Below are 22,512 nucleotides of genomic sequence, written 5' to 3'. Positions count from 1 at the left end.
TCAGCGCGGGACCGCTAGCATTGCGTCGGGCCGCGCAAGGACGCGAAGTTCCAGTCCAGCCTCGACGGCGCGTTCGACGGCGAGGCGGGTCGGGGCCGAGATGGTCACCAGCAACGGGCAGTCGGCGAGGATGGCCTTTTCGACCAGTTCGAACGAGCAGCGCGACGAGAGCAGGGCGAAGCCGCCGTCCCACGTCGATCCGGTGCGGTGCATCGCGCCGATGAGCTTGTCGAAGGCATTGTGGCGCCCGACGTCCTCGCGGACCAGCCTGATCGTGCCGTCGGCATCGGCCCAGGCGGCGGCGTGGACGGCGCCGGTACGCCGGTTGAGCGTCTGATGTTCGGCAAGGCCCGCAAGGGCACGAAACACGGCAGCTTCGCTTGCCGAAGAGGTGGCCGTGACTTGCGGCAGCGGGCGGATCGCCTGTTCGAGATTTTCGATCCCGCAGAGGCCGCAGGAGGAGTCGGTGGCGCGATGGCGCACGCGGTCGAGCAACGCGCCGGTGCGCTCGGCGGGCAGGTTGGCGCGCGCGACGATACCCCGCTCGGTGCGATGGAGCGCGACGTCGACCACCGCGTCGCCGGGCAGTTGCAGCCGCTCGGCGATCAGGAAGCCGGCGACCAGATCCTCGATATCGGCCGGGGTCGCCATCAGCACCGCATAGCCGATGCCGTTGAATTCGAGTGCGATCGGGACTTCTTCGGCGAGTTCGCGCGTCACGTCGTCGCGCTCGCCGTCAGGCGTCAGGCGGACGAAAGGTTGCCCGGCGGCCGGCATATCGTTCAAGATGCGGCGATCCGTCCGACCGCAGCGGCGGCGATCGGCGACAGCGCTTCCGGCCGTTCCCCGGCGAGCCTTATGATGTTGCGGCGCATCGCGGGGTCCCAGAAGCTGCGAATATGATCGGCCACCATGTCGGTCGCGCGCTCTTCGCCTTCGGCCGCCAGATTGCGGGCGATCTGGTTCGCCATATAGACGAGCCGGTCGGCGGTCGACATGACGCCCTCTTCGTGCGCGCCCATCATTATTCGGCCGCCTCTACCGACATGATGCGGCGGCTCTGGCGGGCTTGCTCGGCATAATCCTCCTGCCAGTCCGACGGGCCGTTCGACAGGCCGACCTGTACGGCGGTGACCTTATACTCGGGGCAATTGGTCGCCCAGTCCGAATAGTCGGTGGTGATGACGTTGGCCTGGGTATCGGGGTGGTGGAAGGTCGTGTAGACGACCCCCGGCGCAACGCGTTCGGTGATCAGCGCGCGCAACGTCGTTTCGCCGGCGCGGCTCTTGAGGCTCACCCAGTCGCCGTCCTTGATCCCGCGATTTTCGGCGTCGAGCGGATGGATTTCCAGCCGGTCCTCGGGATGCCAGGCGGTGTTCGCGGTGCGCCGCGTCTGCGCGCCGACGTTGTAATGGCTGAGGATGCGCCCGGTGGTGAGCAAGAGTGGAAAGCGCGGTCCGGTCTTCTCGTCGGTCGGCACATAGTCCGTAACGACGAACTTGCCCTTGCCGCGCACGAAACCGTCAATGTGCATCGTCGGCGTGCCGTCGGGCGCCGCGTCGTTCGCCGGCCATTGCAGCGAGCCTTCAGCCTCCAGCCGGTCGTAATGGACACCTGCGAAGGTGGGGGTGAGTGCCGCGATCTCGTCCATGATTTCGGACGGGTGCGTGTAGCTCCAGCCGAGCCCCATCGCGTTGGCGACGTTCTGGACGATCTCCCAGTCGGCATAGCCGTTGAGCGGCGCCATCACCCTGCGCACCCGCTGGATGCGGCGTTCGGCGTTGGTGAAGGTGCCGTCCTTTTCGAGGAAGGTCGATCCGGGCAGGAAGACATGCGCGTAGTTCGCGGTTTCGTTGAGGAACAGGTCCTGCACGACGACGCACTCCATCGCGGCGAGACCCGCCGCGACATGGTGCGTGTTGGGATCGGACTGGAGGATATCCTCGCCCTGAATGAACAGCCCCTTGAAGTTGCCGTCGGTTGCGGCGTCGAGCATGTTGGGGATGCGGAGCCCCGGCTCGCTGTCGAGCGCGACACCCCACGCCGCTTCGAACATCTCGCGCGCTGCCGTGTCGGAGACATGGCGATACCCCGAAAATTCGTGCGGGAAGCTGCCCATGTCGCACGCGCCCTGAACATTGTTCTGGCCGCGAAGCGGGTTCACGCCGACGCCTTCGCGCCCGATGTTGCCCGTTGCCATCGCGAGGTTGGCGATCGCCATCACCGTCGAGCTGCCCTGACTATGCTCTGTCACGCCAAGGCCGTAATAGATCGCCGCATTGCCGCCGGTCGCATAAAGCCGCGCCGCGGCGCGCAGGTCGGCGGCGTTCACGCCGGTCAGCGGCTCGATCGCTTCGGGCGAGCGGTTAGCTTCCGACACGAAATCGGCCCAGTCCTGAAATTCGTCCCAATCGCACCGTTCGCGGATGAAGGCTTCGTTGTAGAGCTTCTCGGTCACCACGACATGCGCCATCGCGGTCAGCAGCGCGACATTGGTGCCGGGACGCAGCGGCAGGTGATGCGCAGCCTCGATATGCGGCGATTTGACGAGGTCGATGCGGCGCGGATCGACGACGATGAGTTGGGCACCCTGCCGCAGCCGCTGTTTCATCCGGCTGCCGAAGACCGGATGGGCATCGGTCGGGTTGGCGCCGATGACGAGGATGACATCGGCCTGTTCGACGCTGTCGAAATCCTGCGTTCCGGCCGAGGTGCCGAAGGTCGTTTTGAGGCCGTAACCGGTGGGCGAGTGGCAGACGCGCGCGCAGGTATCGACATTGTTGTTGCCGAAGCCTTGCCGGACCAGCTTCTGGACGAGGAAAGTCTCTTCGTTGGTGCAGCGGCTCGAGGTGATGCCGCCGACGGCGAGGCGGCCATATTTGTCCTGAATGCGGCGGAATTCGCTCGCGGTGTGCGCGATCGCCTCGTCCCAGCTCACCTCGCGCCACGGTTCGCCGGCGCTGGCGCGGATCATCGGACCCAGGATGCGTTCCTGATGCTGGGCATAGCCCCAGGCGAAGCGTCCCTTGACGCAGCTATGGCCGTGGTTCGCCTTGCCGTCCTTCCACGGCACCATGCGCACCAGTTCCTCGCCGCGCATCTCGGCGCGAAAGGTGCAGCCGACGCCGCAATAGGCACAGGTGGTAACGACGGCGCGGTCGGGGGTGCCGGTTTCGACGACCTTTTTTTCGATCAGGCTCGCGGTCGGGCACGCCTGCACGCAGGCGCCGCACGAGACGCAATCGGAGGCGAGGAAGCTGTCGTTCTGCGATGCGGCGACCTTCGAGTTGAAACCCATGCCCTCGATCGTCAGCGCGAAGGTGCCCTGCACCTCGTCGCAGGCGCGCACGCAGCGCGAGCAGACGATGCATTTCGACGGGTCGAAATCGAAATAGGGGTTCGACTGGTCCTTTGGCTGGCCCATGTTGGTTGCGCCGTCATAGCCGTAACGCACATCGCGCAGGCCGACCGCGCCGGCCTGGTCCTGCAATTCGCAGTCGCCGTTTGCGGCGCAGGTCAGGCAGTCGAGCGGATGGTCGGAGATATAGAGTTCCATCACCCCGCGGCGGAGCTGCTTCAGCCGCTCGGTCTGGGTGCGCACGACCATGCCCTCGGCGATCGGCGTCGTGCACGAGGCGGGATAACCCGCGCGCCCTTCAACCTCGACAAGGCAGAGGCGGCACGAGCCGAAGCTTTCGACATTGTCGGTCGCGCAAAGCTTCGGGATCGCCCCGCCGCTCAGCGACGCCGCGCGCATGATCGACGTGCCTTCGGGGAGCGTGACCTGTTCGCCGTCGATGGTCAGCGTGACATTGCGGCCGGTTGCGAGCGCCGGGGGCGTGCCATGGTCGGTTTCGCGGGTGAAACCCATCTTCTTACTCCGCCGCTGCGAGGACCGGCGCGGGGGCGCCGAAATCCTCGGGGAAATGCCCAAAATCTTCCGGAAAATAATTCAGCGCGCTCAGCACCGGATACGGCGTAAAACCGCCGAGCGCGCAGAGCGATCCATATTTCATCGTGTCGCACAGGTCGCGGAGCAGCGCGGTCTGCGCGCCGAGGCTCACGTCGATGCGATCGGGCGCGCGCGAATATAGCGCCTTGCCGAGCATGCCGCCCTGCGCGGCGGCGCGGGCCGGCTCGGTCTCGCGTGCCGCGATGATGCGGTCGACGATCTCGACCCCCCGGGTCGAGCCGATCCGGCACGGCGTGCATTTGCCGCAGCTTTCCACCGCGCAGAATTCCATCGCGAAGCGCGCCATATGCGCCATGTCGACGCTGTCGTCGAAGACGGTAATCCCCGCATGGCCGATCAGCCCGCCGGCCTGCGTGAACGCCTCATAATCGAACGGCAGGTCGAACATCGACGGCGGGAAATAGGCGCCGAGCGGACCGCCGACCTGCACCGCGCGTACCGGGCGGCCGCTCGCGGTGCCGCCGCCAATGTCGTTCACCAGTTCGCCGAGCGTGATCCCGAAGCCGACCTCGAACAGGCCGCCATGTTTCACATTGCCCGCGAGCTGCACCGGCATCGTCCCGCGCGAGCGGCCGAAGCCGACGTTTGCATAGGTTTCCGCGCCCTCGGCGAGGATGAAGGGCACGGCGGCAAGGCTCAGCACATTGTTGATCACCGTCGGCTTGCCGAACAGGCCGGAGAGCGCGGGAAGCGGCGGTTTTGCGCGGACCTGCCCGCGCTTTCCCTCGATGCTGTCGAGCAGCGCGGTTTCCTCGCCGCAGACATAGGCGCCGGCGCCGGCGCGCACTTCGAGCGTGAACGGCGCAATGCGCCCGGCCGACAGCGCAATCGCGTCGCGCATCGTCTGGATCGCGAACGGATATTCGCTGCGGATATAGATATAGCCGTGGCTGGCACCGACGGCATGTGCGGCGATCGCCATGCCCTCGATCAGGCAAAAGGGATCGCCTTCCATCAGCATGCGGTCGGCGAAGGTGCCGCTGTCGCCCTCGTCGGCGTTGCAGACGATATATTTCGTTGCGCCGGGCGCATCGAGCACGGTCTGCCATTTGATGCCGGTCGGGAATCCGGCGCCGCCACGGCCGCGCAGCCCGCTGGCCTTGACGGCGTCGACCACCGCCTGCGGTTCGGCGGCGCGCGCGATGTCGAGGCCGATCCAGCCGCCATGCGCAGCATAGTCGGCGAGGCTCAGCGGGTCGACGATGCCGCAGCGCGCGAAGGTGAAGCGTTGCTGTCGGGCGAAAAAGGGCAGGGCGGCGATTTCGCCGAGGCAGTTCGGATGGGTGCCGTCGAGGATGGCGGCGACGTCGGCGGTCGTCACCGGGCCATAGGCGATGCGGCGGTCCCCGGCTTCGACCTCGACCAGCGGCTCGATAGCGAACAGGCCGTGCGATCCGGTGCGCACGACCTCGCAGCCGGCATCGGCAAAGGCGCGCGCGACCTCGTCGGCGCCGAGCGCCACCGACGCCATGTCGCGGCTGATGAAGACGCGCGTCATGCCGCGACCTCGGCGGCGATGCGGTCGAGCGCCGCGGTGTCGATCCGCGCCACCGGGCGTCCATCGACCAGCGCATTGGGGCCGATCGCGCACAGGCCAAGGCAATAGACGGGTTCGAGTGTCACCTGTCCGTCGCGGCGCGTCTCGCCCATCGCGACGCCCAGCCGTTCGGCAGCGGCGGCCTCGACCGCCGCGCCGCCGCGCGACTGGCAGCTTTCGGCGCGGCACAGCTTGACGATGTGGCGCCCCGCCGGCTGGCGGCGATAGTCGTGATAGAAGGTCAGCACGCCGTGGACGTCGGCGCGGCTGAGGTTCAGCGCCGCCGCGATGGCCGGGACGAGGGCGTCATCGATATATCCTATCTCATCCTGCACCGCGTGCAGCAGCGGCAACAGCCGGTCGCGCCCGGCGCCTTCGTGCTGCGCCCAGCTATCGATCAGCGACTTTGCTTCGTCCAATCCCATATACGCCATCCTTTTGCGGAAAAATCAGTGGCGCAGAGACGGGCGCAGGTCAAATCGATCTGCGCCATGTTTGATAGGGTTTGTCTATCATGAGCTTGTCATACCTCAATCGTCATCCCGGACTTGATCCGGGATCCACTGCGGCGTCGAAGTCATGGACCCCGGATCAAGTCCGGGGTGACGAGGGAGGGCGAAGCGAGTGTAGCGTTTGGTTCTAAGAAAGCCGATACCCCTGCGGCAGCCGCAACTCGCGTGCAACGGCCAGCACGCTTTGCGCGAGCGGGCCCATCGGGGTGCGGTCGGAGACGATGACGCCGATCCGGTTCGCTTCGCCGGTTTCGGGCAGCGGGGTGATCCGCGCCCAGTCGAGGCCTTGCAGCAGTAGCGCATGATTGTCGGGCATGATCGAACAGAGATGGCCCTGCCGGACGATGGCAAGCAGCGCGATATAGCTGTCGGCGGTGACGATCGGCCGCAACGCAAGCCCGAGCGCGGCGAGATGGGCGTCGAGAATCCGCCGGTTCTGCATACCCTGATGCAACAGGCAGAGCGGCAGGCGCGCAAGGTCGTGCCAGTCGGGCCGTTCGGGCACTGCGATGCCGTCCTTTGCGCTGACCAGCCGGCTGCGCTCGCTGTAGAGCGGGACGGCGAGGGCATGCGCGGGCGGCTCGAAATCGAGATAGGTGACCCCGGCGTCGAGTTCGAACGCCGCCAGTTCGCGTTCGATCTGGCGCGAGGTGAGCGCGCGCACCTGGACGTTGAGGTCGGGAAAGCGCGCGCGGATCGCCTCGACGAGAAAACCGGTCGCAGGCATCGAGGCCGGGATCGCGCCAAGCCGCAATTCTCCCTTGAGCGGTCCGTGCGCGGTGCCCGCGACCTGTTCGAGCGCGTCGGCCGCAGCGACCAACTGCCGCGCCCATGGCAGGATCGCTTCGCCTTCGGGCGTCAGCCCGGCATATTTGCGGTCGCGGACGATCAGCCGCTTGCCGAGCTGCCCCTCGAGCGTTGCGATTCCGGCGGAGAGCGTCGGCTGCGACACGTTGCAGCTTGCCGCGGCGCGGCCGAAATGCCGTTCGCGATGGAGCGCGAGGAAATATTCGACAAGGCGCGTCTGCATCGGCGGCTTGTGCCGGTCTCAGGCGGCCGCGACAAGCCTCTCGTGCCGGTAGACGCGCACCGCGAGCACGGTGAACCCTTCGCGCAGCTTGGCGGCGCAGCATTCGGCCTGATGGCGGTCCATCGTGTCGACCGCGACCTCGATCCGCATCCGGTCACCATCGACCTGCGCCTTCAACTGCGTCGGGACGATCGAGCGCTGCGCGAAGAAACCGGCAATCCGCGGCAGGACCTGCGGATCGACCACGGCATCGATTCCGAAATGCCACATCAGGCGGCCACCCGCTGGGCGCCGGCGATGACCTGTTCGGCCATTTCGTCGGCGACGGCGGCGGGCGAGCGGCCTTCGCGTGCCGCGCGTTCGAGGATCGCCGCCACGCGCGGCCCTATCTGTGCGACGCGCTGCGCGACATGCGCTTCGTCCTCGCCGAGATATTCGGCCGAGACGTTGATGATGCCGCCGGCGTTGACGACATAATCGGGCGCGTAGGTGATGCCGCGTTCGACGAGCAGACCGGCTACTTCGGGCGTGGCGAGCTGGTTGTTGGCGCCGCCGCACACGAGCTTTGCCTTCAGCCGCGCGACGCTGTGCGGCGTCAGGGCGCCGCCGAGGGCGCAGGGCGCGAAGATATCGGCGTCGACCTCGGCGATCTCTTCGACATCGACGACCTTCGCACCGAGGATATGCTGCAGCCGGTCGCGGCGCGCCGGGCTCGGGTCGGCAATGACGAGATGCGCGCCGGCATCGGCGAGGCGGCGGCAGAGGTCGGCGCCGACATTGCCGGTGCCCTGCACCGCAACCGTCAGGCCGTCGAGGTCACTGTCGAGCGCGAAGCGGGCCGCGGCGCGCATCGAGTCGAAAACGCCTTTGGCGGTCCATGGCGACGGATCGCCGCCCGCCAGGCCCTCGAGCGGCTTCAGCCCCGCGACATGGCGCGACACGCTCGCCACCTCGTGCATGTCGTCGACCGTCGTGCCGACGTCTTCGGCAGTGATGTAAGAACCCCCGAGATCCTCGACCGCACGGCCGAAGGCGCGGAACAGCGCGGCGCGGTCGAACGGGCCTTCGGGCCTCCGCAGCACCGCCTTGGCGCCCCCCAACGGCAAACCGGCAAGCGCATTCTTGTAGCTCATGCCCTCGGCAAGCCGCAGCGCATCGGCAAGCGCGGCGTCGACGTCGGGATAGGTCCAGAAACGGCATCCGCCTGCGCCGGGGCCGAGGGTCGTCGAATGAATCGCAATCACCCCGTCGAGCCCCGTCTGCGCGTCGTGGAGGCGGACACACTCCATCGGCGGGTTCAGGCGGCTGGGACGGGTGACCATGACAATTCTCCTTTGGGTAGGAGAAGGGTTATCGCGGCAAAAGCGGGAAAAAACTTGATCGGATTTGCGTTCGTGGATGAGGATTGGGGATGGTATGATCTATAAATTGCAATTATGAGGATAAAATGACCGAACTTGATCCTTTCGAGATAAAGATCATCCGCGAATTGCAGCGCGATGCGAATCAGACGACGGCCGAGATCGCCGAACGTGTCGGCCTGTCGACCTCGCCCTGCTGGCGGCGGATCGACCGGCTCGAGCGCGAAGGCGTGATCCGCAAGCGCGTGGCGGTGATCGACCGGCGCAAGGTCGGCCTCAACGCCCATATCTTTGCGCAGGTCAAGCTTAACGCGCACGGGCGTGCCAACCTCGACGAGTTCGGCGAGGCGATCCGTTCCTTTCCCGAGGTGCTCGACGCGTATGTCCTGATGGGGACGACCGATTTCATGCTGCGCATCGTCGCCAAGGATATCGACGCTTACGAGCGTTTTTTCTTCGACCGGCTGAGCAAGCTGCCGGGGGTGCAGGAAATCAATTCCACGGTCGCCCTGTCGGAGATCAAGTCGACCAACGAGTTGCCGATCGGCTAGGCTTTGCCTGCGGAGCAAATATATTCCGACGCAGGGCATAGTCTCGGCCATGGCCCGTCTCGCCGCTTCGCGCTAGCCTGCGCCATGGACAGTAATATGGATTTCACAGCGGAGGTTGCCGTCGACGGCGGCATGGTCCGCGGCATCGTCGACGGCCCGATCGCCCGCTTCCTCGGCATTCCCTATGCCGCGCCGCCGGTGCGCTTCGCGCTTCCGCGGCCGCCCGTACCTTGGCAGGGCGTGCGCGACGCGGTCGAACCAGGGCCGGCCGCGCCGTATCGCATCAAGCCCTTTCCGAGGATCGACCCGACGCCGCTGGTCGGGCATGGGTCGGACGGCGGCGATGGCGATTATCTGCGGCTCAACATCTGGGCGCCGCGCGAAGCCAAGGCTGCTCCGGTGATGGTGTTCATCCACGGCGGCGGTTTCGTTGCCGGCAGCAAGGATGCGCCGGTGCACGACGGATCGGCGTTCGCGCGGTCGGGCGTGGTGTGCGTCGCGATCAACTACCGGATGGGGATCGACGGTTTCCTGCCGGTGCCGGGTGCACCGACCAATCTCGGGCTGCGCGACATGATCTTCGCGCTCATATGGGTGCAGCGCCATATCGCGGCGTTCGGCGGCGATCCGGGCAATGTGACCGTGTTCGGCGAGAGCGCAGGAGCGATGGCGATCGCCGATCTCGTGACGTCGCCGCTCGCCGACGGACTGTTTCGCCGCGCGATCATCCAGAGCGGGCACGGGTCGATGGTGCGCGAGATTGCGGTGGCGCAGCGCTTGGTGTGCAAGCTCGCGCAGATTTTGCGCATCGCCCCCGACGCCGACGGCTTTCGCACCGTATCGAACGAAGCCGCGATGGATGCGATCGAGAAAGTGGCCAAGCCGACCGCGCGGGTCGACCTGCGCGGGGCGGACGGGATCGAGCCGGTGTTCGGGATCAGCCGCTTCATCCCCGTTTATGGCGACGACGTGCTGCCCGAAAAGCCGCTCGACGCGCTGCGCAAGGGGGCGGGGCGCGATGTCGAGATTTTGATCGGCACCAATGTCGACGAGATGAACCTCTATTTCGTGCCGACGGGCGTGAAGCAGAAGATCGGCGGACTGCTGGCGCGCTGGCTGCTCGGCAAGTCGCTGCCGAACGCGGGCAAGGCGCTGCGCGCCTATGGATATAAGACGAAGGGCGTGCGGCCGGGCGAAGCGATGACCGATGCGATGAACGACCTCGTCTTTCGCTGGCCGGCGCGCCAATATGCCGCGGCGCATCAGGGCAAGACGTGGATGTACGAGTTCGACTGGCGCTCGCCCGCCTGCGGCGGCGAACTGGGCGCGTGCCACGGGATCGAGATGCCGTTCGTGTTCGATACGCTCGCCTGCGCCACCGGGCCGCAGGGGCTGGCGGGCGAGGCGCCGCCACAGGGGCTCGCCGATCGCGTCCACGGCATTTGGGCCAGCTTCGCGCGCGACGGGGGGCTGCCCTGGCCCGAGTTCGGGTCCTACCGGATGGTGTACCGGATGACGCACGGCGAAGCGGCTCACGAACCGGTGATGCCCGCCGCCGCTTTCCTGCCGGAGTAGCATCATGTATCTTGAAAAGCTGCGCCTCGACGGCCGCACGGCCTTTGTCACCGGCGGCGCGCAGGGGATCGGGCTTGCGACCGCCGAGGCGCTTGCCGAAGCCGGAGCGCGGGTGACGATTGCCGACCGCGACGCCGCGGCATTGGACGAAGCGGTCGCCAGCCTAGCGGCAAAGAGCCATGCCGTCTTCACGCAATCGCTCGACGTGACCGACAGCGCCGCCGTCGATGCCGCGGCGCAGGCGATGATCGAACGCGAGGGCCGGATCGATATTCTGATCAACAATGCCGGGATCGCGCGCAGCGAGACCGCCGCAGAGGATGTCGCCGACGAGCATTGGCGGCATGTCCTCGACGTCAATCTCAACGGCAGCTTCTGGTGTGCGCGCGCTTTCGGGCGGCACATGCTGGCGGCCGGATCGGGAAGCATCGTCAACGTCGGGTCGATGTCGGGGTTCATCGTCAACCGGCCGCAGCCGCAAAGCTATTATAATGCCTCGAAAGCCGCAGTGCACCAGCTTACGAAAAGCCTCGCCGCCGAATGGGCGGGCCGGGGCGTGCGGGTCAATGCGGTCGCGCCGACCTATATCGCGACCCCGCTCAATGCCTTCGCCGACAAGACGAGCGAGATGTACCGGCGCTGGATCGACGGCACCCCGCAAGCCCGGCTCGGCGAGCCCGAAGAGGTGGCAGCGGTGATCCTGTTCCTTGCATCAGACATGGCGAGCCTGATGACCGGGAGCATCGTCCTCGCCGACGGCGGCTATAGCTGCTGGTGAAGGCGCGTCCGGCGTTCAGCTCATTCCAATCGTCACCCCGGATCAAGTCCGGGGTGACGATGAAGGATAGCAGGATTCCCGGCAAACCCGGTCTGCGGATCGGCACAATCGCAGACCTTTCATATAGGTCAAATAGCTGTCATATAGGTATCGACGGGCGGCCGAGACCGCCGTTTTTGGGGATGCCTGATGACAAAGTTCCGATTTTCCGCCGTTTCGACGCTCGTACTCGCCGCGGCGCTGGGTGCGACGCCCGGCTTTGCGCAGGATAGCGCGGCCGCTGCCGCCACCGCCGAAAGCGAAGACGATGGCATCATCGTGGTGACGGCGCGCAAGCGTGACGAGACGTTGTCCGACGTGCCGATCGCGGTAACCGCGATCGACAGCGACACGCTTGTGGCGCGCGGCTTCAATTCGGTGCGCGAGGCAGCGGTGCTGTCGCCCGGCCTGAATATCAACAGCGACGGCACCGGCCGCGCCTTTGTGTCGATCCGCGGCGTCGGGGTGACGCTGGTACAGAGCGTCCAGCCGGGGGTCGGCCTGTTCATCGACGGCGTCTATCAGCCGAACACCGCCTATCTGAACAACCCGCTGACCGACGTCGAGCGCATCGAGGTGCTGCGCGGGCCTCAGGGGACGCTTTACGGCAAGAATACGATGGGGGGCGCGATCAATGTCATCACGCGCCAGCCGGGCAATGATCTGGAGGTGCGCGCGAACGCCAGCTACGCCGGTCCTGACGACGCGTGGATGGTGTCGGGTTCGGTGTCGGGACCGATCGTCACCGACAAGGTGGCCCTGCGCGTCGCGGCGGCGCATCGCCAGCAGGACGGATTCCTGACCAACAGCGTGATCGGCGGCAACGCCAACCCGCTGAACACCGACTCGATCAATGCCACGCTGCGCGTCACGCCGTCGGACGGCTTCGCGCTGACGATCAAGGGCTATTACGACAGCGTCAACGGCGTGAACGTCCCCTATTCGCGGGTCAGCGGGCCGCGCGACTATCGCCGCGACGTGCAGTTCAACACGCTCAATGAAGTGCGGTTCAAATATCGCGGCATCAACGCCCGCGCCGAGGCCGACCTTGGCGGCGGATCGCGGCTCAGCCTCATCGGCGCCTATGACATGCGCAATGGCTTCACGCCCGACGGTGAAGGCGATTTCGGTCCCGACAATACGGTGCGGACGATCGCGCGCGACAGCCTGCGCACGATGACGCTGGAATCGCGGCTCGACAGCGAATGGTCGGACGAGCTTTCGACGCTGTTCGGCGTCTTTTACAGCAACGAAATGGTCCGCGCACGTTCGCAGGACACGATCAACCTCGTCCATCCGCTGCTAGGCCCGGTGAACATCGTCCGCAACACCACCGCGAAGAATGTCGGCGATACTTATGCCGCTTTCGGTACGGTCTTCTGGAAGCCGAACCTCGACTGGGAAGTCGCGCTGGGCCTGCGCTATGACCATGAGGATCGCGTCGCAAACGGATCGGTCGTTTCGACCACGACGACCGTGCTGGGCGCGGTGACCGCGGGCGGGCTTGTCCCGACCGCGAAGATTAAGTCGGACGAATGGCAGCCCAAGTTGTCGATCACCCGCAAATGGACCCCGGACCTGATGACCTATGTGTCTGTCGCGCGCGGCTATCGCGGTGGCGGTTTTAACGCCCCGACGGCTCCGACGCGTACCTATCGTGGGGATTCGGCGTGGACGTACGAGGGCGGCGTCAAATATGCGACCCCGGGCCTCAGCCTGTCGGGAACCATTTTCTACAGCGATTACAAGGACTATATCGGCCTCAACTCGATTGCCCCCGCGGCCGGCGGCGGGCTGGTCACCGTCGATCTCAACACCGGCGATGTCGAAAGCTATGGCGTCGAACTCGAAGCGATGGTGCGCCCGGTATCGGCATGGACGATCCGCGGCGGCTTTACCTGGATGCACGCAAGGATCACCGACGACAGCGCCTATTTCGACACCACTGGCCGCCGTCTGTCGTCCGATCGCCTCACCTTCCAGCCCGATTGGACGGCCAGCCTGTCGAGTGACTATCGCATCGAGACAGGCGGCGACAGCGACCTGACGCTGAGCGCCGGACTGGTCGGCAAGGGCAAGCGCCTCGCGGCGACCCTCAACGAGACCACGCCCACCTTCCTCGACAGCTATTGGCTGACCAATGCGTCGGTCGCGTATCGCACCGGTCCGGTCGAAGTCGCGCTGTTCGCGAACAACATCTTCAACACCGAATATTTCGAATCCTATATCGAAAAGACGACGCTGGCGCTCGCGGGGCTGCCGGCCTCCGACCTCGGCATCACGGGCGACCGCCGCCGTTATGGCGTGCGCGCCAGCCTGAAGTTCTGACCATGGCGGGGACGGTGCCATCGGGGGAACGCAAACCGCTCCCCGCCAGCCTGGTGGGGGCGCTGGAGGAACGGTTCGCGGACCGTTTCCAGCGGGGCGAAGCGGTGCTCGGGCAGCATGGGGCCAGCGAAACACATTTCGCCACGGTGCTGCCCGACGCCGTCGTCTTTGCCCACTCGACCGACGAGGTGGTGGCGCTGGTCAAGCTGTGCGCCGCCGCCGATATCCCGATCGTGCCGTTCGGCGCGGGCACGTCGATCGAGGGCAATGCGGCGCCGATCCGCGGTGGCATCTCGCTCGACATGAGCCAGATGGACCGGGTGCTCGCGGTCCATGCCGAGGATTTCGACTGCGTCGTCCAGCCGGGGGTGCGGCGCGAGGAGCTGAATGTCCATCTGCGCGATCAGGGGCTGTTTTTTCCGATCGATCCCGGCGCCAATGCGACGATCGGCGGCATGGCATCGACGCGCGCGTCGGGCACCAACGCGGTCCGCTATGGCACGATGAAGGATGCGGTGCTGAGCCTTGAGGTGGTGACGCCGCAGGGCGAAGTGATCCGCACCGCGCGCCGGGCGCGCAAGTCGGCGGCAGGTTACGACCTGACGCGGCTCTACGTCGGTTCCGAAGGTACGCTGGGCATCATCACCGAAGTGACGCTGCGGCTTCATCCGGTCCCCGATACGATTTCGGCGGCGGTGTGCAGCTTCGACACGCTGGGCGGCGCCGTCGATACGGTGGTCCAGTCGATCCAGTGCGCGGTGCCGCTGGCCCGCGTCGAGATCCTCGACGCCAAGCAAATGACGGCGGTCAACCGCTGGTCGAAGCTCGATTATCCCGAGGCGCCGACGCTGTTCTTCGAATTTCACGGCAGCGCATCGCATGTCGCCGAGCAGGTCGAGACGGTAAAGATGCTCGCCGAAGCCAATGGCGGCGGGCGCTTTGACTGGTCGAACCTGCCCGAGGAACGGACGAAATTGTGGCGCGCGCGGCATGAGGCCTATTATGCTGCGGTCAACATGCGCGCGGGGGCGATCGGCTGGGCGACCGACGTGTGCGTGCCGATGAGCCGGCTGGCCGAATGCATCGCCGAAACGCACGCCGATCTGGAGGGCGCGAGCGTCCCGGCGACGATCCTCGGCCATGTCGGCGACGGCAATTTCCACGTCATCTTCTCGATCGACCCCGACGCGCCGGCTGAACTCGAAGAGGTCGAGGCGATCAACGCGAAGCTGGTCGAACGCGCGCTGGCGATGGACGGTACCTGTACCGGCGAGCATGGCATCGGCATCGGCAAGCAGGACTGGCTGGTCGCCGAACTGGGTGGGGCGGTCGAGCAGATGCGGGTGATCAAGCGCGCGATGGATCCGCAAAATTTGCTCAACCCCGGCAAGATTTTCGTGCTGTGATGGCAAGTGTGGCCGAACCTCTCGCGGCGCGCGCCACGCGGCTGACTGCGCCCGCGACGCTCGTTCCGCTGTTGCTGCTGGCGCTGGTGACGACGATGGGTTTCACCGCGCTCGGCAGCTTCGGCACGATTCAGGAAAGCGCCAAGGCCGAACTGGGGCTCGGCGACGATGCGCTGGCGCTGATCCAGGGGCTCGGGGCCGCGGTGCCGATGGTACTCTTTTCGGTGCCGATCGGCATCCTCGTTGATCGCCGCAACCGCGTGCGGTTGACGATCGGGCTGGCGCTGCTGTGGACGCTCGGCACGCTGCTGACCGCCTTTGCGCCGAGTGCGGGGCTGCTGACCGCGGCCCGCATGCTTGTCGGCATCGGCTCGACCGGGTCGCTGACCGCCGCGCTGTCGCTCTGCGCCGATTTCTGCGCACCCGAGCAGCGCGGCCGCGCGATGTTGATCGTCAATCTGGGCAAGGCGCTGGGGGTCGCGCTCGGTTTCGCACTGACCGGCTGGTTGTTCGGGCTGCTTTCGGACGCCGCGGGGCCCTCGTGGCTCGCGGGTCTGGCACCCTGGCGCAGCGCGCACGTCGTGCTCGCGGCAATTAGCGCGCTGTGCCTGCTGCCTCTGTTGCTGCTGCGCGAGCCCGCGCGCCGCGAGGTGGAGGCGGGCCCCGATGCGCCGTTTCGGATCGTCGCCGCCGAGCTTTGGGCGCGGCGCGCATTCCTCGGCCCGCTGTTCGCGGGGCAGGTCGCGGTGGTGATGGCCGATGTGGCGGCTACCGTGTGGGTCGCGCCCGTACTGTCGCGCGATTTCGGGCTGCAGCCGCAGGAATTTGCCGGCTGGGTCGGCGCGCTGATGTTCGGCACCGGGGTTGCCGGTGCGGTGCTCGGCGGGATTTCGGCCGATATGGGACAGCGGAGCCGCCGCAGCGGCGGCCTGCTGCTGGGCGCGGTCATCGCGGCGGGACTGGGGGTGCCCGCCGCGCTGTTCCCGCTGATGCCCGATGTGATGAGCTTTGCCGTCGCTCTCGGTGTCCTGTCGACCTGCGGCGCGGTGACCGGGCTGGTCGTGTCGGTGGCGCTGACCGTCTTCATCCCGAACGAATTGCGCGGGCTGTGCATCGGCGCCTTCATCGCGATTGCCGGGCTGATCGGCTTCGGCCTCGCGCCGTGGTTCGTCACGCAGGTGAGCGGCCTGATGGGCGGCGAGGCGATGCTCGCCGAGGCGCTGGCGCTGGTCGGAGTGACGGTGAGCGCGCTGTCCTTCTTTGCCTTCCTGCTCGCGATGCGGCGGGCGCCGGCATCGATTTTCGCAGAACCTATCAGATAGGTATTGTCAAAGCTGTCAGATAGGTCTAGAGCGAGATCGGGAGAAGCAGCATGACGACCAAACATCCGATCATCGTTTCGCACGAGATGACCACTTTCGTCGGGCCCGGCGCGTGCGACCGCCGGCTGTTGCCGCCCGATGCGCTGCTGCTCGGCTTTCACGATATCGGCGAGCCGGCGGTGAGCCTGCTCGATTTTCGCGATCTGGACGGCGCGGTCGATCACCATCTGCTCGTCTTTGCCGTCACGCGCGGCGCCTGCCGCCGCCTGTTCGGCGACCTGCCCGGGGAGGGCGCGCGCTGGTATCTGCCGTCGGACCTGCGCGCGCTGGGGCAGTCGATCGTCGAGCCTGGAAGCGACGATGCCGCAGCCGATACGCTGCGGCTGGCGCGGAGCATCGAACTGCTTTGCCAGCTTTTCGCCGCGCTGGCCGAGGGGCGGCTGATCGCGATCGAGGGGGCGACCAGCCTTGCCGAGACCGACATCGCACGGATCGCCGCGGCGCGGCGCATGATCGACGAGCGCTGGCACGAGAAGCTGACCCTCGACGATATCGCGCGCGGGTGCGGCATCAATCGCGACAAGCTGACGCGGGGGTTCCGCGAAATCTATCAGTGCACTGTCGCCGAAGCGCTGAGCGAGCGGCGGTTGAAACAGGCGCGGCGGTTGCTGGCCGCGAGCGACCTGCCGGTGGCGAGCATCGGCTATCGCTGCGGCTACCTCAATAATGCGAGTTTCACGCGTGCCTTTTCGCGCCGTTTCGGTATGGCACCGACCGAGATGCGCCGGGTGGGGATTGCGGCATGAACGAAGCGGTACAGACGATCGACGGCGCGCGTGGCTCGCTGGTCGAGCGGGCGATGGATTTCGTGCGCGACCATATCCGCGACCACGACCTTAAGGTCGGCGATACCCTGCCGGGCGAGGGGAGCTTTGCGGCCGAGATGGGGGTGAGCCGCCCGGTGATGCGCGAGGCGTTCGGTGCGCTCGCCGCGCTGCGGCTCGTCGATGTCGGCAACGGCCGGAAGCCGCGCGTCGGTGCGATGGACGGGTCGGTAATGGCGGCGTCGATGGGGCATGCGGTGAACACGGCACAGGTCAGCCTCGCCGACGTCTGGGAGGTGCGCCGGACGCTCGAACTGCGCACCGCCGAGATGGCGGCGACGAACCGCAGCGAGGAGCAGGCGCGCGCGATCCTGGCCGCGGCACACGGGCTGGCGATCGAGGGCGACGAGGCGGCGCGAACGGCGGCCGATACCGCGTTCCACCAGACGATCGCCGCGGCGAGCGGCAACCCGCTCTTCTACCAGATCGTGCGCTCGTTCGAGGAGCTGATGGAGCGTGCGATCCCGCGTGCCTGGCAGGGTCGGACGACCGAGGCCGAGCGCGAGGAAACGCTGGCGCTGCACCGCGAGGTTGCCGAAGCGATTGCGGCGCGCGAGCCGGCGCGGGCGCGGATCGCCATGGAGCGCCATTTCGCCAACTCGGTCGGCGAACTGCTCCGGCGCAATGCCGAATTCGGTTTGCCCTGATGTGATCGCGTGCATTGCGCCCGGCCCGCCGATACGGGAAGAAGGGGCAGGGGCAAAAGCGCTGCCCTGAATGGTCAACCCGGGCGGTTGTAGAGTTCGGTCGGCCCCGGATATTCGCGGCCGTCGTCGAGCCCGACGCCGATCTCGCGCTCCGACAGCGCATTGACCATCTTGTTGAGCCGCATCACCTCCTTGCGATGCTTCGGATTGTTCGCGAGGTTGACGAGCTCGCCGGGGTCGGCGTGGGTGTCGTAGAGCTCGAGGTCGTTGCGCTCGCTCAGCGTCTTCCAGTCCTTCGGCATATGATGGTGCGCCGGGGCGAAATAGCGCGCGAATTTCCAGCGGCCGTCGTGGACGCCGCGGTGCAGGCGCCGCTTTTCGAGATCGTAGATGGCGCTGTAGTCCGGCACCTTCTCGCCCGGCGGGCGGGGGCCGACGACGCGCGACGAATTGGGCTCCCACATATGCGCGACGGCATAGTTGAAGAAATGCCCGCGCCGGTCGCGCTCGGTCGGCGCCGCCGGCGACGACAGCAGCCCCGACACATCGACCCCCGGCAGGTTCGGGAAGCGGTTCTTTCCTTCGTCGGCCGACAGCCCCGCCATCGTCATCAGCGTCGGCGCAATGTCGATCGCGCCCATCAGGCCCTTGGTCGTCTGCCCGCCCTTCACATCGGGGTGCGCGATGATCATCGGGATATTGGTTTCCTCGCGGTACATCGTGCCCGCCTTCTGGCGTAGCCCGTGCGCCCCGGCACGCTCGCCATGGTCGCTGGTATAGACGATGATCGTATTGTCGACCTGGCCGCTTTCCTTGAGCGCCCACAGCAATTGCCCCAGCCGCCGGTCGACGTCGCGCAGGCAGTTGTAATAATAATTGTTGAAACGGTGCCAGCTTTCGAGGTCGCCGAGCGGCATCGGCCCATAGAAGAGATCGTTCAGCCGCTGGATGCCCTTGTGCGCCTCCGGCTTGGTGCTGAGATCGTCCTTGTAGAAGCTTTCGGGCAGGTCGAACTTGTTGTCGACTTCATAGATCGGATCGCCGGGTTCGCGGCGCAGCGGCGCGAGGATATCGGGGTGGGTGCGGTGCTTCGCCTGCTCGCCCGTCGCGTCGTAGAACATGATGTCGTGCGGGTTGATCAGGCCGACGACCATGAACCACGGCTTACCGCCCGCCTTGTCGCGGCGGACGAAGTCGAAGATGCTGCGTGCCGCGTCGCCCGCGACATACATGTCGGCGCGATAGCCGTCCCACGTCAGCCCCAGTTCCTCGCCGTCGAAGCCGTAGTCGTGGAAACCGTATTTCTCCATCGCCCGTTCGGTGCTGGGATAGATGCCGCCCGGCACGCGCGGCCAGTTGCGTTCGAAATTCATCCGGCTGAGATGCCACTTGCCCTTGTAGCTGGTGTAATAGCCCGCCGCCTGCATCATGTGGCCGAGCGTCGGCATATCCTCCGCCGCAACCGGATTGGGGGCGTTGTCGCTGTTGAGGAACAGCCCGGTCTGCTGTGTATGGTGACCCTGGAAGATCGTCGAACGCGACGGCGTGCAGGGGGTCGTGTGGACATGATAGTTTTCGACCAGCATCCCGCGTTCCATCAGTTCGCGGTGATGCGGCAGCTTTTCGAGCAGGCCCTTGGGATAGCTGGCGACGCTCTGTTCCTGATCGGTGACGATCATCAGGACGTTGAGCTTCTTGCCGTTCTTCGCATAGGTCGGCAGCGCGAGCCCCGCTGCGGCGAGCGCGCCCATGCCGCCGACGAAGGTGCGCCGATTCACATCCCAGCCCATGTCTCTCTCCCAGGTCTGTCTTGAAAACGGGGGCCGCGGCACGACAGGGCCGTGCCGCGGCTCAGTTCGTCAGAATTTGATCGCAAAGTCGACGCCGAACTCGCGCGGCGGCTGGTAGAATTGCGTGATCGGGGTGGCGCCGGCGTTGGTCGCGCCCGAAATCACGTCCTGATCGGTCAGGTTGCTGCCGTACAGCGTGACCTTCCAGCGGTCGTCCTGACCCGCGACCGCGATGCTCGCGTTGAGCAGCACGACTTCGTCGCGGTAATAGCCGGGCAGGTTGCTGCGGCCCCAGGTGTTGAAGCGGGCCGAATAGCGCGCATCGCTGTGCAGCTTGATCTCGCCGAAGCCGGTCGGGATCGCATAGTCGAGCGACAGGCTGCCGCTCCACTTCGGCGCGTTGGCGAGGTCGAGACCGGAGGAATCGGTCGGGACCGCGAAGGTGCCGTTGGGAACGCCGTTGATCAGGATCGGCACCGCCGGACCGCACTGGCCGACCTCGGGCGAACCGTCGGTGAAGACGCCGTTGGTGTCGGCGCAGAAGTCGGTGTAGCGCGCATGAAGATAGGCGACATTGGCGCCGATGGTGAAATTGTCCATCGGGCGCAGCAGGCTTTCGACCTCGAAGCCGTAGATTTTGGCCGCGGCGACATTGGTCGTGATATTCTCGGCGCGCACGGCACCCATCTTGGTCACCGAGCTTTGCAGGTCGCGGTAATTGTTGACGAAGCCCGCGACGTTGAAGCGCAGGAGCCGGTCGAACAGGTCGGTCTTTGCCCCGACCTCGAAGGCGTTGACGCGTTCGGGATTATAGGGGCCGACATTTTCGGGGATCGTGCCGCGCGAGTTGAACCCGCCCGCCTTATAACCCTGCGAATAATTGGCGTAGACCATGACGTCGGGCGTGACTTCGTAGTTGACCGTCAGGCGCGGCGTGAATTCGGCCCACGATGCCTTCAGGCTGCTCGCGAAGGACGAGGCCTGGTTGCCGTTCACGAACACCTGGTTCGCGATGTCGTATTTCTTGCGGTCGTGGCTGTAGCGGCCGCCGAGCGACAGCGTCAGCCCGTCGGCCGGATGCGCGTTGACGAGCGCGAAGATCGCGTAGCTTTCGGTGTCCTGGCGGAGCTGCGCGCGCGTCGTCGTGGTCGGGGTTGCGAGCACGGTGTTGAACTGGCGCCATTTGTCGGTCTGGTAATAGAGGCCGACGACGAAATCGACCGGCTCGCCGGCCGGCGACACATAACGCAGTTCGGCACTCTTTGAATTGCCGGAGAAGTCGCGAGTCACGTCGAGCTGCGGCGCTGGGGTGATCAGCCCGTCGAAGTCGCCGCGGGTCAGATAGGTAAGGTGGCGATAGCCGAGCACCGAAGTGATCGTGCCCCAGCCCACATCGAGGTTCGAAGTGAGCGAGCCGCCATAGGTTTCGGTGTTGGCGATCGGATCGAACAGCACCGCCGACTTGCGGATGTCGGTCTTCACGATGTCGGGGAGCAGATCCCAGTTGGGATCGCCGTTGTCGAGCACATGCGGCGCCGGACCGGTCGTCTTCTGCTTCAGCCAGTCGACGACGAGCGCCGAATCGAAGGCGCCGCCCGGATCGAAGTCGAGCGCGCCGCGCACCGACTTGACGTTGCTGCCGTTGAGACGGTTGCCGGTGATCACATTGCGGCTGTAGCCGTTATAATCGCGGAAATTGACCGCGACCTTCGCCGCGAGCATGTCGTTGGCGAAGCGGCCGCTGTTGACCTTGCCGCGGAACTGTTTGAGCCCGAACGAGCCCAGCGTGAAGCGCGCCTCGGCCCCGAAATCGTCGGTCGGGCGCGCGGTGATGACGTTGAGCGTGCCCGCAAGGTTGTTCTTGCCGAACAGCACGCCCTGTGGGCCCTTCAGCACCTCGACGCGTTCGATGTCGAACAGGTCGAGCATCGTGCTCGACACGAAGGGGATATAGACGCCGTCGATGATCGTGCTGACCTTGGGATCGGCATTGGGATCGGGATCGGCGGTGCTCATGCCGCGGATCGAGATCATCGGCACGTTGGCGACCAGGCCCTGCGTCTGCAGGACGACGTTGGGGGCGAGGCCGTTGAGGCTGGTGATATTGGTGCTGCCGCTGCTTTCGACCATCTCGCTGTTGAAGGCCGAGATGGCGATCGGCACGTCCTGCACGCTTTCGGAGCGGCGCTGCGCGGTCACCAGGATTTCGCCATAGGTGTCGTCGGCGCCCGTTGCCGTGTCGGTGGTGGCATCGCTGGCGGCGCCGGCGGTTTGCGCCTGCGCCGGCATGGCGGCCAAGGCGACGGCAGCCGTCGAAAGCAGAAGAAAAGCGGTCCTCATAACATCCTCCCGTTTGCGGCCGTGCCACGACGCGTTCCGCACGCGCCATCGCGTCGGAAATGCGGCGTACGCATCCGGCCTCGTCATGTCTTCGGAACAGGAGTTGCTGCTGGCTTCGGCCAGTCTTTCGTATCGGCGCAGGACATCTTCGGCGTCCTCGACTCGTGCCGTCAGTGCGTCGTCATCCTCCGTTCCCGCATCGGCTTTTAGCAAGTCGGGAAAATACTTCAAGTACTAAGTATTTCTTATTTGTGAAAAGCACATTTGGCGGAAAAGCGCTTGCCCGATGCGCTGTCCGTGCCATATAAGTTAGGTTTCTAAGTATTTTTGAGCCGTTGTCCGGCAGGAGATGGAGCATGGGGACGGGAGCGTCGGGGTGATGGATAGGGCAGCTTTTGGATTATGCGGCCATCGCGCCGGCGCGGCGAATCGCGGGCGC

The 22,512-nt window shown here is 66.1% G+C and carries 18 protein-coding genes; 8 read left to right on the top strand and 10 right to left on the bottom strand.

Annotation, left to right across the window (positions count from 1 at the left end; genetic code table 11):
- The 8 genes from fdhD to AN936_RS12335 all read right to left on the bottom strand — a co-directional run bounded on the left by fdhD (position 1) and on the right by AN936_RS12335 (position 8,374).
- Positions 1–777: a formate dehydrogenase accessory sulfurtransferase FdhD gene (gene fdhD / locus AN936_RS12370; RefSeq protein ID WP_054590268.1), complete on the bottom strand. Its 777-nt coding sequence runs from the start codon at positions 775–777 to the stop codon at positions 1–3.
- A 5-nt stretch (positions 778–782) separates the two neighbouring features.
- A complete protein-coding gene (locus AN936_RS12365) occupies positions 783–1,025 on the bottom strand; it encodes a formate dehydrogenase subunit delta (protein ID WP_234715550.1) in 243 nt (80 codons plus the stop codon).
- Positions 1,025–3,871, bottom strand: coding sequence for a formate dehydrogenase subunit alpha (gene fdhF / locus AN936_RS12360; RefSeq protein WP_054588426.1), 2,847 nt, complete (start codon positions 3,869–3,871; stop codon positions 1,025–1,027). Before fdhF ends, AN936_RS12365 begins: the two co-directional genes overlap by 1 nt.
- Positions 3,872–3,875: 4 nt before the next feature.
- Positions 3,876–5,471: an NADH-ubiquinone oxidoreductase-F iron-sulfur binding region domain-containing protein gene (locus AN936_RS12355; protein WP_054588425.1), complete on the bottom strand. Its 1,596-nt coding sequence runs from the start codon at positions 5,469–5,471 to the stop codon at positions 3,876–3,878.
- A complete protein-coding gene (locus AN936_RS12350; protein ID WP_054590267.1) occupies positions 5,468–5,935 on the bottom strand; it encodes a formate dehydrogenase subunit gamma in 468 nt (155 codons plus the stop codon). Before AN936_RS12350 ends, AN936_RS12355 begins: the two co-directional genes overlap by 4 nt.
- A gap of 214 nt (positions 5,936–6,149) precedes the next feature.
- On the bottom strand, positions 6,150–7,052 hold the full coding sequence (locus AN936_RS12345) for a LysR family transcriptional regulator (protein ID WP_054588424.1): 903 nt from the start codon (positions 7,050–7,052) through the stop codon (positions 6,150–6,152).
- Positions 7,053–7,070: 18 nt separating this feature from the next.
- On the bottom strand, positions 7,071–7,322 hold the full coding sequence (locus AN936_RS12340) for a hypothetical protein (RefSeq protein WP_054588423.1): 252 nt from the start codon (positions 7,320–7,322) through the stop codon (positions 7,071–7,073).
- Positions 7,322–8,374, bottom strand: coding sequence for a Glu/Leu/Phe/Val dehydrogenase family protein (locus AN936_RS12335; protein WP_054588422.1), 1,053 nt, complete (start codon positions 8,372–8,374; stop codon positions 7,322–7,324). The genes AN936_RS12340 and AN936_RS12335 overlap by 1 nt, the downstream gene beginning before the upstream one ends.
- Positions 8,375–8,499: 125 nt before the next feature.
- Here AN936_RS12335 and AN936_RS12330 point away from each other — a divergent pair, with 125 nt between their 5' ends.
- The 8 genes from AN936_RS12330 (at position 8,500) to AN936_RS12295 (ending at position 17,943) form a co-directional block, all read left to right on the top strand.
- Complete coding sequence (locus tag AN936_RS12330) at positions 8,500–8,964, top strand: Lrp/AsnC family transcriptional regulator (RefSeq protein WP_054588421.1); 465 nt, start codon at positions 8,500–8,502, stop codon at positions 8,962–8,964.
- Positions 8,965–9,060: 96 nt separating this feature from the next.
- Positions 9,061–10,539 (top strand): carboxylesterase/lipase family protein, encoded by a 1,479-nt coding sequence (locus AN936_RS12325; protein ID WP_173585656.1) that lies wholly within the window; start codon positions 9,061–9,063, stop codon positions 10,537–10,539.
- A gap of 4 nt (positions 10,540–10,543) precedes the next feature.
- Positions 10,544–11,317, top strand: coding sequence for an SDR family NAD(P)-dependent oxidoreductase (locus tag AN936_RS12320; RefSeq protein WP_054588419.1), 774 nt, complete (start codon positions 10,544–10,546; stop codon positions 11,315–11,317).
- 189 nt (positions 11,318–11,506) lie between these two features.
- On the top strand, positions 11,507–13,684 hold the full coding sequence (locus AN936_RS12315; RefSeq protein ID WP_054588418.1) for a TonB-dependent receptor: 2,178 nt from the start codon (positions 11,507–11,509) through the stop codon (positions 13,682–13,684).
- 2 nt (positions 13,685–13,686) lie between these two features.
- A complete protein-coding gene (locus AN936_RS12310) occupies positions 13,687–15,090 on the top strand; it encodes an FAD-binding oxidoreductase (protein ID WP_054588417.1) in 1,404 nt (467 codons plus the stop codon).
- A complete protein-coding gene (locus AN936_RS12305) occupies positions 15,090–16,412 on the top strand; it encodes an MFS transporter (RefSeq protein WP_054588416.1) in 1,323 nt (440 codons plus the stop codon). The genes AN936_RS12310 and AN936_RS12305 overlap by 1 nt, the downstream gene beginning before the upstream one ends.
- A gap of 50 nt (positions 16,413–16,462) precedes the next feature.
- Positions 16,463–17,218, top strand: coding sequence for a helix-turn-helix domain-containing protein (locus tag AN936_RS12300; protein ID WP_234715549.1), 756 nt, complete (start codon positions 16,463–16,465; stop codon positions 17,216–17,218).
- Positions 17,215–17,943, top strand: a complete 729-nt coding sequence (locus AN936_RS12295; RefSeq protein ID WP_054588415.1) for a FadR/GntR family transcriptional regulator — start codon at positions 17,215–17,217, stop codon at positions 17,941–17,943. Before AN936_RS12300 ends, AN936_RS12295 begins: the two co-directional genes overlap by 4 nt.
- A gap of 74 nt (positions 17,944–18,017) precedes the next feature.
- Here AN936_RS12295 and AN936_RS12290 read toward each other — a convergent pair whose 3' ends face one another.
- Together AN936_RS12290 and AN936_RS12285 are read right to left on the bottom strand one after the other, a co-directional pair.
- Entirely contained in the window at positions 18,018–19,733 is a 1,716-nt protein-coding gene (locus AN936_RS12290; protein ID WP_054588414.1) for a sulfatase-like hydrolase/transferase, read from the bottom strand.
- Positions 19,734–19,802: 69 nt separating this feature from the next.
- Complete coding sequence (locus AN936_RS12285) at positions 19,803–22,073, bottom strand: TonB-dependent receptor (protein WP_054588413.1); 2,271 nt, start codon at positions 22,071–22,073, stop codon at positions 19,803–19,805.
- Between the last annotated feature and the right edge of the window lie 439 nt (positions 22,074–22,512).

The sequence above is a fragment of the Sphingopyxis macrogoltabida genome (genome assembly GCF_001307295.1).
GTDB classification, from domain to species: Bacteria; Pseudomonadota; Alphaproteobacteria; order Sphingomonadales; family Sphingomonadaceae; genus Sphingopyxis; species Sphingopyxis macrogoltabida_B.
This window is presented reverse-complemented; position numbering and strand designations above follow the sequence as displayed.

Bases quoted from the DNA above. Each gene is read 5' to 3' on its own strand.
- AN936_RS12315 (WP_054588418.1), top strand. From the start codon at position 11,507: ATGACAAAGTTCCGATTTTCCGCCGTTTCGACGCTCGTACTCGCCGCG.
- AN936_RS12335 (WP_054588422.1), bottom strand. From the start codon at position 8,374: ATGGTCACCCGTCCCAGCCGCCTGAACCCGCCGATGGAGTGTGTCCGC.
- AN936_RS12295 (WP_054588415.1), top strand. From the start codon at position 17,215: ATGAACGAAGCGGTACAGACGATCGACGGCGCGCGTGGCTCGCTGGTC.
- AN936_RS12330 (WP_054588421.1), top strand. From the start codon at position 8,500: ATGACCGAACTTGATCCTTTCGAGATAAAGATCATCCGCGAATTGCAG.
- fdhF (WP_054588426.1), bottom strand. From the start codon at position 3,871: ATGGGTTTCACCCGCGAAACCGACCATGGCACGCCCCCGGCGCTCGCA.
- AN936_RS12355 (WP_054588425.1), bottom strand. From the start codon at position 5,471: ATGACGCGCGTCTTCATCAGCCGCGACATGGCGTCGGTGGCGCTCGGC.
- AN936_RS12310 (WP_054588417.1), top strand. From the start codon at position 13,687: ATGGCGGGGACGGTGCCATCGGGGGAACGCAAACCGCTCCCCGCCAGC.
- AN936_RS12365 (WP_234715550.1), bottom strand. From the start codon at position 1,025: ATGATGGGCGCGCACGAAGAGGGCGTCATGTCGACCGCCGACCGGCTC.
- AN936_RS12320 (WP_054588419.1), top strand. From the start codon at position 10,544: ATGTATCTTGAAAAGCTGCGCCTCGACGGCCGCACGGCCTTTGTCACC.
- AN936_RS12300 (WP_234715549.1), top strand. From the start codon at position 16,463: ATGACGACCAAACATCCGATCATCGTTTCGCACGAGATGACCACTTTC.
- fdhD (WP_054590268.1), bottom strand. From the start codon at position 777: ATGCCGGCCGCCGGGCAACCTTTCGTCCGCCTGACGCCTGACGGCGAG.
- AN936_RS12325 (WP_173585656.1), top strand. From the start codon at position 9,061: ATGGATTTCACAGCGGAGGTTGCCGTCGACGGCGGCATGGTCCGCGGC.
- AN936_RS12340 (WP_054588423.1), bottom strand. From the start codon at position 7,322: ATGTGGCATTTCGGAATCGATGCCGTGGTCGATCCGCAGGTCCTGCCG.
- AN936_RS12290 (WP_054588414.1), bottom strand. From the start codon at position 19,733: ATGGGCTGGGATGTGAATCGGCGCACCTTCGTCGGCGGCATGGGCGCG.
- AN936_RS12285 (WP_054588413.1), bottom strand. From the start codon at position 22,073: ATGAGGACCGCTTTTCTTCTGCTTTCGACGGCTGCCGTCGCCTTGGCC.
- AN936_RS12350 (WP_054590267.1), bottom strand. From the start codon at position 5,935: ATGGGATTGGACGAAGCAAAGTCGCTGATCGATAGCTGGGCGCAGCAC.
- AN936_RS12345 (WP_054588424.1), bottom strand. From the start codon at position 7,052: ATGCAGACGCGCCTTGTCGAATATTTCCTCGCGCTCCATCGCGAACGG.
- AN936_RS12305 (WP_054588416.1), top strand. From the start codon at position 15,090: ATGGCAAGTGTGGCCGAACCTCTCGCGGCGCGCGCCACGCGGCTGACT.